The sequence below is a fragment of the Paractinoplanes rhizophilus genome (assembly GCF_042664765.1).
Lineage (GTDB): Bacteria > Actinomycetota > Actinomycetes > Mycobacteriales > Micromonosporaceae > Actinoplanes > Actinoplanes rhizophilus.
The window spans coordinates 270,728-285,893 of the sequence record NZ_JBHTBJ010000007.1 but is presented as its reverse complement, the minus strand read 5'-3'; the positions used below and the strand labels follow the sequence as shown (position 1 = coordinate 285,893).

The 15,166-nt window shown below is 73.2% G+C and carries 13 protein-coding genes; 8 read left to right on the top strand and 5 right to left on the bottom strand.

The window, feature by feature from the left end; genetic code table 11:
• Window positions 1–7 precede the first annotated feature (7 nt).
• On the top strand, window positions 8–1,792 hold the full coding sequence (locus tag ACFQS1_RS13565; protein ID WP_378967651.1) for a GH39 family glycosyl hydrolase: 1,785 nt from the start codon (window positions 8–10) through the stop codon (window positions 1,790–1,792).
• Here ACFQS1_RS13565 and ACFQS1_RS13560 read toward each other — a convergent pair.
• Window positions 1,719–2,597, bottom strand: coding sequence for a dihydrodipicolinate synthase family protein (locus tag ACFQS1_RS13560; RefSeq protein ID WP_378967648.1), 879 nt, complete (start codon window positions 2,595–2,597; stop codon window positions 1,719–1,721). The genes ACFQS1_RS13565 and ACFQS1_RS13560 overlap by 74 nt on opposite strands.
• Before the next feature lie 102 nt (window positions 2,598–2,699).
• Window positions 2,700–3,575 (bottom strand): alpha/beta fold hydrolase, encoded by an 876-nt coding sequence (locus ACFQS1_RS13555; protein WP_378967646.1) that lies wholly within the window; start codon window positions 3,573–3,575, stop codon window positions 2,700–2,702.
• A gap of 160 nt (window positions 3,576–3,735) precedes the next feature.
• On the opposite strand from ACFQS1_RS13555, the gene ACFQS1_RS13550 reads away from it, so the two are divergent.
• Both ACFQS1_RS13550 and ACFQS1_RS13545 read left to right on the top strand, forming a co-directional pair.
• Window positions 3,736–4,608 (top strand): SDR family NAD(P)-dependent oxidoreductase, encoded by an 873-nt coding sequence (locus ACFQS1_RS13550; protein ID WP_378967643.1) that lies wholly within the window; start codon window positions 3,736–3,738, stop codon window positions 4,606–4,608.
• Window positions 4,609–4,650: 42 nt separating this feature from the next.
• Window positions 4,651–5,118: a MerR family transcriptional regulator gene (locus ACFQS1_RS13545; protein WP_378967641.1), complete on the top strand. Its 468-nt coding sequence runs from the start codon at window positions 4,651–4,653 to the stop codon at window positions 5,116–5,118.
• Window positions 5,119–5,178: 60 nt separating this feature from the next.
• On the opposite strand, the gene rpmG is transcribed toward ACFQS1_RS13545, so the two are convergent.
• Window positions 5,179–5,343: a 50S ribosomal protein L33 gene (gene rpmG, locus ACFQS1_RS13540; protein WP_378967639.1), complete on the bottom strand. Its 165-nt coding sequence runs from the start codon at window positions 5,341–5,343 to the stop codon at window positions 5,179–5,181.
• A 173-nt stretch (window positions 5,344–5,516) separates the two neighbouring features.
• Between rpmG and ACFQS1_RS13535 the strand changes: the two genes are divergently transcribed.
• Both ACFQS1_RS13535 and ACFQS1_RS13530 read left to right on the top strand, forming a co-directional pair.
• On the top strand, window positions 5,517–8,252 hold the full coding sequence (locus tag ACFQS1_RS13535; RefSeq protein ID WP_378967637.1) for a helix-turn-helix transcriptional regulator: 2,736 nt from the start codon (window positions 5,517–5,519) through the stop codon (window positions 8,250–8,252).
• A gap of 69 nt (window positions 8,253–8,321) precedes the next feature.
• Entirely contained in the window at window positions 8,322–11,102 is a 2,781-nt protein-coding gene (locus ACFQS1_RS13530) for a helix-turn-helix transcriptional regulator (RefSeq protein WP_378967635.1), read from the top strand.
• Between the two features lie 123 nt (window positions 11,103–11,225).
• On the opposite strand, the gene ACFQS1_RS13525 is transcribed toward ACFQS1_RS13530, so the two are convergent.
• The gene (locus ACFQS1_RS13525) at window positions 11,226–11,711 is read right to left on the bottom strand and encodes an endonuclease VII domain-containing protein (RefSeq protein ID WP_378967632.1); all 486 of its coding nucleotides are present in this window, start codon (window positions 11,709–11,711) and stop codon (window positions 11,226–11,228) included.
• A gap of 105 nt (window positions 11,712–11,816) precedes the next feature.
• On the opposite strand from ACFQS1_RS13525, the gene ACFQS1_RS13520 reads away from it, so the two are divergent.
• The 3 genes from ACFQS1_RS13520 to ACFQS1_RS13510 are packed head-to-tail and all read left to right on the top strand — an operon-like array spanning window position 11,817 to window position 13,908.
• The gene (locus tag ACFQS1_RS13520) at window positions 11,817–12,314 is read left to right on the top strand and encodes a pyridoxamine 5'-phosphate oxidase family protein (RefSeq protein WP_378967630.1); all 498 of its coding nucleotides are present in this window, start codon (window positions 11,817–11,819) and stop codon (window positions 12,312–12,314) included.
• Window positions 12,311–12,715, top strand: a complete 405-nt coding sequence (locus ACFQS1_RS13515) for a YciI family protein (RefSeq protein WP_378967628.1) — start codon at window positions 12,311–12,313, stop codon at window positions 12,713–12,715. The genes ACFQS1_RS13520 and ACFQS1_RS13515 overlap by 4 nt, the downstream gene beginning before the upstream one ends.
• Before the next feature lie 17 nt (window positions 12,716–12,732).
• Entirely contained in the window at window positions 12,733–13,908 is a 1,176-nt protein-coding gene (locus tag ACFQS1_RS13510) for an RNA polymerase sigma factor (protein ID WP_378967626.1), read from the top strand.
• A 9-nt stretch (window positions 13,909–13,917) separates the two neighbouring features.
• Here the strand turns inward: ACFQS1_RS13510 and fdhA are convergent, their stop codons facing one another.
• The gene (gene fdhA / locus ACFQS1_RS13505; RefSeq protein WP_378967624.1) at window positions 13,918–15,165 is read right to left on the bottom strand and encodes a formaldehyde dehydrogenase, glutathione-independent; all 1,248 of its coding nucleotides are present in this window, start codon (window positions 15,163–15,165) and stop codon (window positions 13,918–13,920) included.
• Window position 15,166: the final 1 nt, after the last annotated feature.

The following is a 15,166-nucleotide window of genomic DNA, read 5'->3' as shown; positions in this document are numbered from 1 at the left end:
GACGCGGATGACGATCGAGGAGCAGGCCCGGGCCCGGTGGGCGGAGCTGATGGGCGCCGGCGGCGCCCAGGACCGCACGCCGGGCACACCGGTCGCCGCCGACCTGCCCGCGCCGGCCGGGGTGACCGCGACGGCCGGGCGCGGGCAGGTGACCGTGACGTGGGAACTGGTCGAGGGCGCCATCGGGTACGCGGTGCACCGCGGCGCCACCGAATCCGGCCCGTTCCAGGTGGTCGACCACGGGGGCGGTGACGTGCTGGCGGTCCCGCACGGGCCGTACGCGGACACCACCGACGGCCGCGGCGGCTGGTACGCCGTCGCGGCGCTGGCGACGGTGAACGCGATCGGGCCGCTGTCCGCGCCCGTCCCCACCGCGCCTGTTTCCACCGCGCCCGACTCCGGCTCGCCGGGCGCCGGCCCGGCAACAGTCACGGTCAAGGTCGGCGGGTCGCCGGCCGGGCCGCTGCACCGGGTGTGGCAGGAGATGGTGGGCTCCGAGCATCTCAGCCACCTGCTGTGCCCGGACACGACCGGCGGCCGGGTCATCGGCGACGAGCTGCGGGAGGCGCTGCGCCGGGTCCACGACGAGCTCGGCGTGCGCACGGTGCGCGCCCACGGGATCCTCGCCGACGTCTACCGCGACGGCACGTACGACTTCGGCACGGTGGACCGGGTGTACGACACGGTCCGGGAGCTGGGGATGACCCCGGTCGTCGAGTTCGGGTACATGCCGCGGGACCTGGCGGCCGACCCGACGCGGACGGTTTTCGCGTACGAGGGGATCATCTCCCCGCCGAAGGACTGGGACCTGTGGTACGAGCTGATCCGGGCCGTCACCGCGCACCTCGCCGACCGGTACGGCCTGGACGAGCTGCGCGAGCGGTGGCGGTTCGAGGTGTGGAACGAGCCGAACCTGTCGGTGTTCTGGTCCGGCACGCCCGAGCAGTACTGGCGGCTCTACGCGTCCACGGCGGCGGCGGTGAAGTCGGTGGACCCGGCCCTCGCCGTGGGCGGGCCGGCCACCGCGGCGGTCGGGTGGATCGACGACCAGCTCAAGGTCGACGCCCCGGTGGATTTTCTGTCCACCCACGTGTACGGGACCGTGCCGCTGGACCTGCGGCCGTGGGCCGCCGGGCGCCCGATCCTGTGGACCGAATGGGGCGTCACCGCCACCCACGGCAGCACCATCAACGACTCGGTGTTCGCGGCCGCTTTCCTGCTCAAAGGCATGCGATCGGCGGCCGGCCGGGTCGCCGCGCTGGCGCCGTGGGTCGCGTCCGACCACTTCGAGGAGCTGGGCCGCCCGCAGCGGCTGATGCACGGCGGCTTCGGGCTGCTGACCGTCGGGAACCTGGCCAAGCCGAAGTTCTGGGCGCTGTGGCTGGCGCAGAAACTGGGGCCGGCCGAGTTGCCGGTGTCGCTGTCCGGCGACGGCGCCGGCAGCCTGGTCGAAGCATGGGCCTCCGGCTACGACGACGGCGGGATCGGGCTGCTGCTGTGGAACAGCACCCTCGACCACAGCCGCAGCGCCGGCGAAGCCGCGCTGGCCCGGCTGGTGCGGTTCGCGCCGCAGCTGGCGGGCCCGCACACGTTGCGGGTGTGGCGCGTCGACGCCGACCACGGGAACCTCCGCTGGGACGGCACCTGGCCCAGCGACGCCGAGTGGGCCGCGCTCAAGGCCCGGGACGTGCTGCGGGAGGCGCAGCCGGCGCGGCGGGTCACGCCCGGGGAGGAACTGGTGTTCGCGCTGCCCAATCCGGGGATCGTCTTCCTGGAAATGCGGCCGGTGTAGCCGCCTTCACCAGCGGGCGGCGGACGTTCGCGGTGGGGATGCGACCGTCGGCGTGCAGGACGGCCTTGATGACCGTGGGGTTGGGCTCGGCGAACAGGGCGGCCGACAGAGTGGCCAGCCGGTGGCCCAGCGCGCGGGCTGCGGCGAGGTCGCCCTGCCGCCAGGCGGCGATCAGGCGCGCATAGGACGCGGTGTCGACGTGCGCGCAGGCGAGGATGCCGCCGTGCGCGCCCATCGCGAGCAGCGGGGAGAGCAGGACGTCGTCGCCGGCCAGGATGGTGAGATCGGGCGGCGGCGACGCGAGGAACGCGACCACGTCGGCGTCGATCGCGCCGGGCGCGAGCTTGATCGCGGTGACGTTCGGGATCGCGGCCAGCCGGTGCAGCGCCGCCGCCGGCAACGGCTGGGCGGTGCGGTAGGGCACGTGGTAGACGACCAGCGGCACCGGGGACAGGGCGGCCAGGTGCTCGAAGTGCGCCCGCACACCCTCCGGGCCGGGCCGCAGGAACGGCGGCACCAGGCTCAGCGCGCCGGTGACGGCCGGCCGGTCGGCGAGCACGCGCAGCTGGTCGGGGTCGTTGGCGCCGACGATCAGCGGCGCACCGTGCTCGCGGCACACCGCGGCCAGCAGGTCCAGCACATCGCGGCGCTCGGCCGTGGTCAGCGAGCCCGGCTCGGCGGTGGTGCCGAGCGCCACCAGGCCGGTCGCGCCGTCGGTGAGCAGCTCGTGGGCCAGGGCCTCCAGCGACCGCCAGGCCACCTCGCCCTGGTCGTCGAACGGGGTGATCACGGGGACGTAAAGCATGCGTCCTACCGTGCTCGCCGTCGGCGACCAGGTCCAGTTAATTCTTCTTGCCGACGTTTAAGCAACGCTTATTTGTGCCTGCTGGCCGGGCGTCCGGGCGGCTCACAAGCGGATCAGGTCGGCGACCTGCCCGGGCAGGCCGGGCGAGGTCCACACATGACCCATCCCGGGCACGACGTGCAGCACCGCGCCCGGGATCGCGGCGGCCAGGGCCTCGCCGTGCCCGAGCGGGAACACCGGATCCTGGTCGCCGTGCACGATCGAGACCGGCGCGGTGATCGACGACAGCGAGGCGAGCAGGCTGGGATCCTCGCGGTACGCGGCCCGGTCGTGGTTGGCCGCGGCCGCCGGGTCGGTGGCCCGCGACAGCGCCAGCTCCAGCATCGCCCGGGCGGCCGGCTCGTCGAACGGCCGCACCGGCCCGTTGAACACCCGGAACAGGGCCACATCGGACTCCACTCCGGGCGGCAGCCCGAGGGCAAGATGCGCGAGGAACGCCGGCGATGGCGGCGGCAGGTCATCCGGGTCTGCCGGCTCCCCGGCCTGCGCCCGCCGCACCGCCGGACGCGGATCGTGGCCCATCGGCGTGCTGGACATGACGGTCAGCGACCGGACCCGGGCCGGCGCGTGCACCGCCAGCCACTGCGCGATCACGCCGCCCAGCGAAGCCCCCGCCACGTGGGCGCAGCCCAGCCCGTACCCGTCGAGCACCGCCAGGCAGTCGCGGGCCATGTCCCCGATCGTGTAGGCAGACGCGTCGAAGTCGACCACGCTGGACCGGCCGGTGTCGCGATGATCGAACCGGATCACCTGCACCCCCCGCTCGACCAGCCGGCCGACCAGTTCGTCGGGACAACTGACCCCCTGCGCGGCCGACCCCATGATCATCAGGACGGCGGGCCGCCCGGGATCGCCGATCCGCTCGGTCCAGATCCGCAGCGGCCCGGAGGCCACGAAACGCTCATGCGCATCCAGCATGGGGGCACGGTAGCGGCACCCGGCCGCCCAGCGCCGACATTTAGGCCCGGTGCCGTCCCCGCCATGAACGAGCTGCGCCCGGAACCCCTGGAGACCGGGCCGCTCTCGCCGCCATCGCGGGGCTTGCCTTCGAGCGCGCTCGAAGCTTTAGCGTCGGGCCGTGACCACGACGAACGAGACCAGGACATGGATCATCACGGGCGCGAGCTCGGGCCTCGGCCTGGCGCTGGCCGAGGCGGCCCTCGCGGCCGGCGAGCAGGTGACCGGCACCGCACGACGGGCCGGCCGGTTCGACCGGCTCAAGGCGCGGTACGGCGATCGGCTCCTCGCCGTCGAGCACGATGTGCGCGACACGGCGGGCGCGGCCGCCGTCGTGCAGCGGACGCTGGACGTGTTCGGACGCGTCGACGTACTCGTCAACAACGCCGGCGCCGGACAGGTCGGCGCCGCCGAAGAGATCACCGACGCCGCCCTGCGGTCCATGCTCGAGCAGCACCTGTTCGGCCCGGCCGCCTACGTGCGCGCCGTGCTGCCCCACCTGCGGGAGCGCCGCTCCGGGGCGATCGTGCAGATGAGCAGCCAGGGCGGGCGGATGTCGTTCCCGGCCGTCGGCAGCTACTCGGCCGGCAAGTTCGCGCTCGAGGGCTGGTCGGAGGCGCTGGCCGGCGAGGTCGCACCGTTCGGCATCCGCGTGCTGATCGTCGAGCCCAGTCGCTTCCGCACCGCCTTCAACGCCGCCGGCGTGCTCACCGCCGCGCCGCCGAGCCCGGCCTACGACGAGACCATCGGCGCCGTGCGCGCCAACATGACCGGGGCCGACGGCATCCAGGAGGGCGACCCGGCCCGCGCCGCCCGGGTGATCCGCGACATGCTCGACACCCCCGGCGCGCCGCTGCGGCTCCCGCTCGGCGCCGAGGCCGTACGCAATCTCACCCGCGCCTACCGCGGCGCCCTCGGCGACGTCGAGAAATGGGCGACCGTGAGCGAGTCGGCGGACTTCCCGGGGATGCCGGCCGCGGTGCGCGCGTTCTGATCGCCGTACGCCTCACCGACGCCTCGCCGTACGCTGATGGTCATGGCCACCGAAGCGCTGATCGAACGCATCCTCGCCGCCGGCGACGGACCGTCCGCGTCCGCGATCGACGCGCTGCACGAGCTGCTCGACGAGACCGCGATCGACGACGGCGCCGCGCCCAAGAGCGTCGCCGAGGCCGCCCGGCTCGTCGGCCTGTCGGCGCATACCCTGCGGTACTACGAGCAGGAGGGCCTCGTGCGGCCCGCGCGCAACGCCTCCGGATACCGCGAGTACGCCGCGCCCGACCTGCGCCGGCTGGTCTTCCTCACCCGGATGCGCCTGTCCGGCATGACCATGACCGACCTCAAGCGCTACATCCGGCTCGCCGAGCAGGGCCCGGGCACCATCCCGGAACGCCGCCGCATCATGCTCGACCAGCAGGAGCGGATCAGGCGGCAGATCCGCGAGCTGAGCCTGGCGCTGGAGACCACCGAATACAAGATCCGCGCCTACGACGGCCACCCGTGAGCCCGTACGGAAAAGTTTCGCGGCCGTCACCGCTTCGGTGACGGCCGCGCGTAGCCGGGCTTATCGCTCTTCGCGGAACTCGGTGTGCCGGCGCAGAACCGGGTCGTACTTGCGCAGCGAGATGCGGTCGGGATCGTTGCGGCGGCTCTTGCGGGTGACATAGGTGTAGCCCGTGCCGGCCGTGCTGCGGAGCTTGATGACCGGACGGATGGACTGGTGAGCCATCAGAACTTCCTTCCCGGACACCGGGTCAACGGTGCCCGCGCCGGATAGAAGGACGGGCCACCACGGAAAATTCCCCGCCGGCTTCGTCGCCGGTTCCCCGGCGATGCATGGTGCCTTTTGATCGTCGAGCGCACGATACTGCGGAGTGGATCTACTCGGCCGAGGCGCAGGCGGTGATTTCGGTGTTCCGTGACCGGCACGCTGAATGTCAGGTCCTCGATCGGTTGATCGACGACGTCCGCGGCGGCGAGAGTCGTGCACTGGTGGTGCACGGAGAGGCCGGCTCCGGGAAGACCGCGTTGTTGGACTACCTGACCGGGCGGGCCGTGGAATACCACGTCGTGCGTACCGCGGGAATCGAAGCCGAGAAGGAGCTGGCCTACGCGGCGCTGCACGTCGTGTGCATGCCGATGATCGACCTGCTCGATCGGCTGCCGCCGCCGCAGCGGGACGCTCTGCGGACCGCGTTCGGGCTCAGCGCCGGCAGTCCTCCCGATCGTTTCCTGGTCGGCCTCGGCGTCCTCAGCCTGCTGGCCGAGTCGGGCCGGGACCGGCCGTTGCTGTGCGTCGTCGACGACGCCCAGTGGCTGGATCTCGCGTCCGCCCAAGCGCTCACGTTCGCCGCCCGGCGGCTCATCGCGGAGTCGGTCGCGCTCGTCTTCGCGGTCCGGGATCCCTACCCGGTCCGGGAGCTGGCCAACCTGACCCAGATGGAGGTCGCCGGCCTCCCCGACCACGACGCCTATGAACTGCTCAGCGCGGCAGTCAGCGGCCGGATCGACGAGGGAGTCGCCGCCCGGCTGATCGCCGAGACCCGCGGCAACCCGCTGGCGCTGCTGGAGCTGCCGCGCGGGTTCACGATGGCCGAGCTGACCAGCGGATTCGCCGGCTCCCCGGCCGCGGCGCTGCCGAAGTGGATCGAGGAGAGCTTCACGCGGCAGCTCGGTCGCCTGTCACCGGATGCGCGGTTGCTGCTGCTGGTAGCGGCCGCCGAGCCGGTCGGCGACGCCGTGCTCGTGTGGCGAGCGGCGGCGCGGCTCGGTCTCGAGCACGGCGTCGAGGCCGCGGCGAGCGCGGACGGCCTGGTCGAGTTCGGTACGCGAGTGCAGTTCCGGCATCCGCTGCTGCGTTCGGCGATCTACGCGGCCGCCGGCGCCCCGGAGCGGCGCCGCGCGCACGCCGCGCTGGCGTTCGCGACCGATCCGCGGATCGACCCGGACCGTCACGCGTGGCATGCCGCCCAGGCGGCCGAGGGCCCCGACGAAGAGGTCGCGGCGGAGCTGGACCGGTCCGCCGACCGCGCGGCGGCCCGCGGCGGTCAGGCCGCCGCCGCCGCGTTCCTGGAACGCTCGTCCGAGCTGAGCCCGGATCCCGTCCGGCGGGGCGAGCGTGCACTGGCGGCAGCGCAGGCCAAGCACCACGCGGGCCTGACCGAGGCGGCGCTCGCGCTGCTGGCGAGGGCGAAGGCCGGTCCGCTTCCGCCGCTGCCGCGAGCTCAGGCGGACCTGCTGGGCGCCCAGATCGCCTTCACCCAGAACCGCGGCCGGGACGCGGCGTCGCTGTTGCTCGACGCGGCACGGCAACTGGTGCCGCTGGGCGTACCGCTGGCCCGGGAGACGTTTCTGGACGCGTTGCTGGCCGCCATGTTCGCGGGCGGGCTGGCCGGCGCGGTAACCGTACGGGACGTGGCGCAAGCCGCACGAGAGGCGCCGCCGGCCCCGGAACCGCCACGCGCCGTGGACCTGCTTCTGGACGGGCTGGCCACGCGGTTCACCGCGGGCTACGCCGCCGCCCTGCCGATGCTGCGCCGCGCCGTGACGTCGTTCGACCGGCGCGACCTGTCCGCCGCCGAACTGCGATGGCTCTGGCTGGCGCAGATCACCGCCGGCAACCTGTGGGACGAGCGGACCCTCGACACCGAGCGACACGTGCGGCTCGCCCGCGAGAGCGGCGCCCTGGAGACCCTCCCGCTGGCGCTCACCGCGCGGATCGGCGCCCACGTGCTGGTCGGCGAGCTGGCCGAGGCCGCGGCCCTGCTCGAGGAGCTCCAGGCGGTCACCGCGGCCACCGGCATCCCCTTCGCGTCGTACGGTGCGCTCCTGCTCGCCGCGTGGCAGGGCCGGGAGGCGCACGCCGCCACGCTGATCGATACGACCACCACCGAGATCCTGCGGCGCGGCGAGGGCTTCGGCCTGGTGATCACCGGTGTGGCGGGCGCCGTGCTGTACAACGGCCTCGGCCGCCACGCCGACGCGCTCGCCGCCGCGGAACGGGCCGCCGAGCAGCCGCCGGTGATGGGTGTCGAGCCGTGGCAGGCGCTGGTCGAGCTGATCGAGGCTGCGGTACGTGGCGGGCGCCCGGACCGTGCCGCCGGCGCGTTCGAACGGCTCCGCGAGACCACCGAGCCGGCCGGCACCGACTGGGCGCGTGGCATCGAGGCGCGATGCCGGGCGCTGCTCAGCGACGGGGAGAGCGCCCAGCACCGGTACGACGAAGCGATCGAACGCCTCGGCCGGACCCGGATCCGCGGCGAGCTGGCCCGCGCTCACCTGCTGTGCGGCGAGTGGCTCCGTCGCGAAGGCCGCAGCGCGGACGCCCGTCGATATCTGGGCCCCGCTCATGAGATGTTCTCCGCGATGGGCATGCACGCCTTCGCCCGGCGCGCCGCCGGCGAGCTGGCCGCTGCCGGGGGAGCGGTCGGCGGCCGCGGCGCTGTCGCCACCGCCACCGCGCTCACCCACCAGGAGAGCCAGATCGCCCGGCTGGTCAAGGACGGCCTGTCCAACGCCGAGATCGCCGCCCGGTTGTTCATCAGCCCCCGGACGGTCGAGTGGCATCTGGGAAAGATCTTCGTCAAGCTCGGCGTCACGTCGCGACGGCAGCTGCACCGGCGCCGGCCCATTCGGTGACGGCGCCGGGCGAGAGGCGTTGGCCACGGTGCCGGACCGGGGGCGGCGTTCCCGGCTAGGGTTTCGACGATGTTTTCTCGACGCGGCCACCATCCGCCCCTGATCCGGCGAAGACGGGACAAAGACGTCCTGCTGGGCCGGGGCGCCGAACGGGCCGCGCTCGACCGGATTCTGGCGGCGGCCCGGGCCGGCACCAGCGGGGCGCTGGTGCTTCGCGGCGAAGCGGGCATCGGCAAAACCGCACTGCTCGACTACACGCTGGCGCAGGCCGGGAGCTGCCGGACCGTGCAAGCCGCCGGCGTGGAGGCCGAACGTGAGCTCGCGTTCGCGGGCGTGCATCAGATCTGCGCACCCGCCCTGGACCGGCTGGATCGGCTGCCGGCCCAGCAGCGCGGGGCGCTGAGCACCGCGTTCGGGCTCAGCGCCGGCGCGGCCCCCGACCTTTTCATGGTTGGTCTGGGAGTGCTCAGTCTTCTCGCGGACTTCGCCGCCGACCGGCCGGTGGTGTGCCTCGTCGACGACGCGCAGTGGCTGGACCGCGAGTCGGCCAAGATCCTCGGTTTCGTGGCCCGGCGCCTGCGAACCGAGTCGATCGCCATGATCTTCGCGGTGCCTGGCGACCCCGACACGGACGACATGCCCGAATTGAGCGGTCTGCCGGAGCTGCTGGTCGCCGGCCTCTCCGACGAACACGCGCGGAAGTTGCTCGCCTCGACGCTGCTCGGCCGCGTCGACGAGAAGGTGCTCGGCCGCATCATCGCCGAGAGCCACGGCAACCCGCTCGCCCTCGCCGAACTTCCCCGCGGCTTCACCGCCGCCGAGTTGGCAGGTGGCTTCGGCTTTCTCAGCCCGGGTGCGCTGCCGCGCCGCATCGAGGAGAGCTTCCGGCGGCAGATCGCCGCGCTGCCGGCGATCGCCCGGACGATGCTGCTGGTCGCCGCGGCCGAACCCGTGGGCGACCCGGTGCTGGTGTGGCGCGCGTTGAACCGGATGGGCGTCCGGGCCGACAACGACCTGGCTGCCTCCCGGGCGGCCGCCGAGTTCGTGGATTTCGGGTTCGGTGTCCGGTTCCGCCATCCGCTGCTGCGCTCGGCGGTCTACCAGGCGGCCGGCGAGGACGAGAGGCGTCAGGCCCACGCCGCGCTCGCCGAGGCGACCGCGGCCGGCACCGATCCGGACCGGCGGGCGTGGCACCGCGCACAAGCCGCCGCCCGGCCCGACGAAGACGTGGCGGCAGAGTTGCAGACGTCGGCGGCTCGCGCGCAGACCCGCGGCGGATTCGCGGCCGCCGGAGCGTTCCTGGAGCGGGCCGCGGAACTGACCCCGAATCCGGTCCGGCGGGCGGCACGGCTGCTCGCCGCTGCGCAGGCGAGACACGTGGGCGGGACGCCGGACGCCGCGATCCGCCTGCTCGCTCTGGCCGAGGCCGACCATCTGACCGAGCTCGACCGGGCCCGCGCCGATCTCCTGCGCTCCGACATCGCGTTCATGGTCGACCGCGGCCGCGAGACCGCGGGCCTCTTCCTCAAGGCCGCCTCGCGGCTCGAGCCGCTGGACATCGGCCTGGCCCGCAGCACCTATCTGGACGCACTGCGCGCGGCGTGGTACGCCTCCGACTCCGGCAGCAGCGGGACGCTGCGCGACGTCGCGCTGGCGGCGGTCGCTGCCCCCGCGGGTGCGACACCGGCACGGCCGTCGGACCTTCTTCTGGACGGCCTGGCGGTGCGATACACCACGGGCTTCGCCGCCGGAGTGCCGAAGATGAGGCAGGCACTGGCGGCCTTCCGGGATCCGCGGCAGTCGAATCAGGACGGCCTTCGCTGGATGTGGTTCGCCAGCTCGATCGCCACCGATCTCTGCGACGACGACGCGGCGGACGAGCTCACCGGCAACTATGTCCGCCTGGCGCGCGAGACCGGAGCACTCGCCGCGCTGCCGCTGGCGTTGACGACACGCATCCTCATGCATCTGTTCGCCGGTGACCTGTCCGCCGCGTCGGTGCTGATCACCGAGCTCGACGACGTGGCGGACGGCACCGGGATCCCGGTGCCGCGCTACATGGCCCTGCTGCTGGCGGCGTGGCAGGGAGACGAGGACCGGACCGCTCGCCTGGCCGCGGTCAGCACCGCCGACGCCCAGCGGCGCGGTGAGGGGCTGGCGCCGGCCATCGCCGGCTGGGCGGAGGCGCTGCTCCACAACGGCATGGGCCGCTTCGACCACGCGCTGAAGGCGGCCGAGCAGACGAGACAGTCGAGCCTGGAGCCCGGCGTGCTGACCGGCGCCCCGCTGGTCGAGCTGATCGTCGCGGCCGCCCGCACCGGCCGGCCCGAGATCGGAGCCGACGCGCTGGCGCGCTTGTCGGCCTCGACCCGGGCCTGCGGCACCGACTGGGCGCTCGGCATGGAGGCTTGCTGCCGGGCCCTGCTGGCCCCGGCCGGGCGGGCGGAGGACGCGTACGCCGAGGCGATCGAGCGTCTCGGCCGCACCCGGATCCGGCCGCTGGCCGCGCGTGCGCACCTCTATTACGGCGAATGGCTGTGGGACGCCGGCCGGCGCGACGATGCCCGGGGCCGGCTGCGGACGGCGTACGAGATGTTCGCCGCCATGGGCATGGACTCCTTCGCCGCCCTGGCCGCCAACCGGCTCGGCGTGAACGTCCGTCAGCGGGCCGACGACCGCGCCGGCGCCCTGACGCAGCAGGAGACCCACATCGTCAAGCTGGCACGGGAGGGGCTGTCCAACGCGGAGATCGCCACCCGCCTGTTCATCAGCCCGCGCACCGTCGAATGGCACTTGAGCAAGATCTTCGCCAAGCTCGGAGTCACGTCCCGGCGCCAGCTGCGTCCCTGACCTCTCGGACGAGGCGAATCAGCAGGCAAACGCCGGCCACCTTCCGCCAGAATTATCGGATTACTGTTACCGGCAATCCAATAATCCAGAAACGGACATAACGCCGATACACCATAATGTCCGCTATGTGGTATCCCTATCAGTAGGGTAGAGATAGGCGATCGCCGAGCGGAGCGTCTCCTCGTCGTCGCGGAAGTGGCCGATGGCGGCGTTGCACCCGACGCAGAGCAGGCCGCGCACCCGCCGGGTGCGGTGGCAGTGATCGACGACGAGCTTCACCGCGACGGCCGACGGCAGGCCGTCGCGGCGGGGCCGGCCCGCGGCCGTTGCCGGCAACTCGTCCTCGTGGCGTCTGCAGATCGCGCACCGGTACCCCTGACGTTCCCGGAGCGCGTCGTACTCCTCGACGCTGATCCCGTATTTCTCCCGCAGGTTGGCGGCACGCACCCCGGCTGCCCCGATCAACCGGCGCCGCCGGCGGTTGGCCTCGGCGGCCCGGTCCAGGCACGGCCGGCAACTCTTGCGTTCCTTGCCCGACGCGCCGACGAACAGCGCCGCGTCACGGTACTCACGGCAGCGGGGACAGACCTTGGTGGGGGTCGCAGGCACCCCGACACGTTAGGCCGAACCTTTTCGGCGAGGTGTGTCGAGAAAGCGTCACCGGCTCCGTCCCGGAAGCAGCAATGATCGGCAACGACACACGAGGAGCTCACCATGCAGCCGCACGAGATCACTGAGGTGCTGGACCGGCCGTACAGCCGGGAACTGCTGGGCCGCGATCTGACCCGGCTGGCGTACGTCGCCAAGGACGGCACGCCGCGCACCATCCCGATCGCGTTCACCTGGAACGGTTCCCAGGTCGTCATGTGCACGTCGAAGAACGCGCCGAAGCTGCACGCGCTGCGGGCGAACCCGATGGTCGCGCTCACCATGGACACCGAGGTGCACCCGCCGAAGATCCTGCTCCTGCGGGGCCGCGCGGAGCTGGACGTGGTCGACGGCATCCCGGAGGAGTTCCTCACCATGAACGGCACCTACCAGATGTCGCCGGAGCAGCGGGTCGCGTGGGAGGCGGAGGTGCGTTCGCTGTACGACGGCATGGTGCGCATCGTGGTGACCCCGACGTGGGCGAAACTTATCGACTTCGAGACGACGCTGCCCAGCGCCGTCGAGGAACTGGCCCGCGAACGCGAAGCGAGGAACGCGCGATGAAGTACCTGTTGCTCAAGCACTACCGGGGCGCCCCGGCGCCGGTCAACGACGTGCCGATGGAGCGGTGGACGCCGGAGGAGGTGTCCGCCCACATGCGGTACATGGAGGACTTCGCCAAGCGGCTGCAGGCCGGCGGCGAGTTCGTGGACAGCCAGTCGCTGTCGCCGGAGGGCACGTTCGTGCGCTCCGGCGGCGCCGGCCGGCCGCCGGTCACCGACGGGCCGTTCGCGGAGACCAAGGACCTGATCGCCGGCTGGATGGTGATCGACGTGGACAGCTACGAGCGGGCGCTGGAGCTGGCGGCCGAGTTGTCGGCGGCGCCGGGCGCGGGTGGCCGGCCGATCCACGAGTGGCTCGAGATCCGGCCGATGATGACCTCGCACGCCCCCACCACGGAATGAGCACGGCGGACGACCGAATGAGCACGGCGGACGAGGTCCTGCTGCGCGAGCTGACCCCCACGGTGATCGCCGTGCTGGTGCGCCGCGGGGCCGGCTTCGCGGCGGCCGAGGACGCCGTGCAGGAAGCCCTGATCGAGGCGGTGCGGGCGTGGCCGCGGGACCGGCCACGCGACCCGCAGGGCTGGCTGATCACCGTGGCGTGGCGCAAGTTCGTCGACGCCGCCCGCGCCGAGGCGTCCCGGCGGCGGCGCGAGGACGCCGCCCACGCCGAGGTCGCCCCCGGGCCGGCCCCGGCGGTGGACGACACGCTGCGGCTGTACTTCCTGTGCGCGCACCCGTCGCTGGCGCCGGCCTCGGCGGTCGCGCTGACGCTGCGCGCGGTCGGCGGGCTGACCACGCGGCAGATCGCGCAGGCGTACCTGGTGCCGGAGGCGACGATGGCGCAGCGGATCAGCCGGGCCAAGCGGACCGTCTCCGGCGTGCGGTTCAACCAGCCCGGCGACCTGGCCACCGTGCTGCGGGTGCTGTATCTGGTGTTCAACGAGGGCTACTCCGGCGAGGTCGACCTGGCCGCCGAGGCGATCCGGCTCGCCCGCCAGGTGGCGGCCATGTCGGGCGACCCGGAAGCGGCCGGCCTGCTGGCGCTGATGCTGCTGCACCACGCGCGCCGCCCGGCGCGTACCCGGCCGGACGGCAGCCTGGTGCCGCTCGCCGGGCAGGACCGCGGCCGGTGGGACACCGCGATGATCGCCGAGGGGGTGGACGTGCTGCAGGCGGCGCTGGCCCGCGACCGGCTGGGCGAGTACCAGGCGCAGGCCGCCATCGCCGCGCTGCACGCGGACGCCCGCACCGCCGCGGAGACCGACTGGGTGCAGATCGTCGAGTGGTACGACGAGCTGGTGCGCCTGACCGGCAGCCCGGTGGCCCGGCTCAACCGGGCCGTCGCGGTCGGCGAGGCGGACGGCCCGCGGGCCGGTCTGGCGGCGCTGGCCGAGCTCGACCCGGCGCTGCCGCGGCACGCGGCCGCCGCGGCGTACCTGCACGAGCGGGCGGGTGACGCGCCGACCGCGGCCCGGCTGTACGCGGACGCCGCCCGGGCGGCGTCCAGCCTGCCCGAACGCGATCACCTGACCCGGCAGGCCGCCCGGCTCAACGAGCGCCTGCGTGGGGCGCCGGACCGGCGCCCCACTTGAAGTGACGGCTCAGTTCCGGCCGGCCCGCACCAGGCCGTGCGGGTCGAGGACGTACTTCTTCGCGGCGCCCTGGTCGAAGTCCTGGTAGCCCTGCGGGGCCTGGTCCAGCGGGATCGGCACGGCGTTGACGTTCTTAGCGATCTGCACCCGGTCGTGCAGGATCGCCATCATCAGGTTGCGGTTGTACTTCATCACCGGGCACTGGCCGGTCACGAACGAGTGCGACTTCGCCCAGCCCAGGCCCAGCCGCAGCGACAGCGAGCCGACCTTGGCCGCCTCGTCGACGCCGCCCGGGTCGCCGGTCACGTACAGGCCGGGGACGCCGATGGCGCCGCCCGCGCGGGTGAGGTCCATCAGCGCGTTCAGCACCGTGGCCGGCATCTCGGTCTGCGCGTCCGCGCCGTGCCCGCGGGCCTCAAAGCCGACCGCGTCGACCGCGGAGTCGACCAGCGGCTGCCCGATCGCCGGGGCGTCGCGGCCGAGGATCTGCTGCACCTGCTCGGCCGGGTCGCCCTGGGCGACGTTCACGGTCTCGCAGCCGAAGCTGCGGGCCTGCGCCAGGCGCTCCTCGTTGAGGTCGCCGACGATGACGACCGCCGCGCCCAGCAGCCACGCGGAGGTGGCCGCGGCCAGCCCGACCGGTCCGGCGCCGGCGATGTAGACGGTGGAGCCGGTGGTCACCCCGGCGCTGACGCAGCCGTGGTAGCCGGTGGGGAAGATGTCGGTGAGCATCGCCAGGTCGAGGATCTTCGCCATCGCCTGGTCGCGGTCCGGGAATTTCAGCAGATTCCAGTCCGCGTACGGGACCAGCACGTACTCGGCCTGCCCGCCGATCCAGCCGCCCATGTCGACGTACCCGTACGCCGAGCCGGGCCGGTCCGGGTTGACGTTCAGGCACACGCCGGTCTTGCCCTCCTTGCAGTTGCGGCACCGCCCGCAGGCGATGTTGAACGGCACCGAGCACACGTCGCCGACCTTGATGTACTCGACGTCCGGCCCGACGTCGATGACCTCGCCGGTGATCTCGTGGCCGAGCACGAGCCCCTCGGGCGCGGTGGTGCGCCCGCGCACCATGTGCTGGTCGCTGCCGCAGATGTTGCTCGCCACGGTCCGCAGGATCGCGCCGTGCGGGGTGCGGCGGCCGATGTTGGCCTTGTTGACCCCGGGGCCGTCCTTCATCTCGTAGGTCGGATAGGGGATCTCCTGGATCGCGACCCGGCCCGGGCCCTGGTAGATGACTGCGCGATTGGCTGGCATC

Bases quoted from the DNA above. Each gene is read 5' to 3' on its own strand.
- ACFQS1_RS13565 (WP_378967651.1), top strand. From the start codon at position 8: ATGACGATCGAGGAGCAGGCCCGGGCCCGGTGGGCGGAGCTGATGGGC.
- ACFQS1_RS13560 (WP_378967648.1), bottom strand. From the start codon at position 2,597: ATGCTTTACGTCCCCGTGATCACCCCGTTCGACGACCAGGGCGAGGTG.
- ACFQS1_RS13555 (WP_378967646.1), bottom strand. From the start codon at position 3,575: ATGCTGGATGCGCATGAGCGTTTCGTGGCCTCCGGGCCGCTGCGGATC.
- ACFQS1_RS13545 (WP_378967641.1), top strand. From the start codon at position 4,651: ATGGCCACCGAAGCGCTGATCGAACGCATCCTCGCCGCCGGCGACGGA.
- rpmG (WP_378967639.1), bottom strand. From the start codon at position 5,343: ATGGCTCACCAGTCCATCCGTCCGGTCATCAAGCTCCGCAGCACGGCC.
- ACFQS1_RS13530 (WP_378967635.1), top strand. From the start codon at position 8,322: ATGTTTTCTCGACGCGGCCACCATCCGCCCCTGATCCGGCGAAGACGG.
- ACFQS1_RS13520 (WP_378967630.1), top strand. From the start codon at position 11,817: ATGCAGCCGCACGAGATCACTGAGGTGCTGGACCGGCCGTACAGCCGG.
- ACFQS1_RS13515 (WP_378967628.1), top strand. From the start codon at position 12,311: ATGAAGTACCTGTTGCTCAAGCACTACCGGGGCGCCCCGGCGCCGGTC.
- ACFQS1_RS13510 (WP_378967626.1), top strand. From the start codon at position 12,733: ATGAGCACGGCGGACGAGGTCCTGCTGCGCGAGCTGACCCCCACGGTG.
- fdhA (WP_378967624.1), bottom strand. From the start codon at position 15,165: ATGCCAGCCAATCGCGCAGTCATCTACCAGGGCCCGGGCCGGGTCGCG.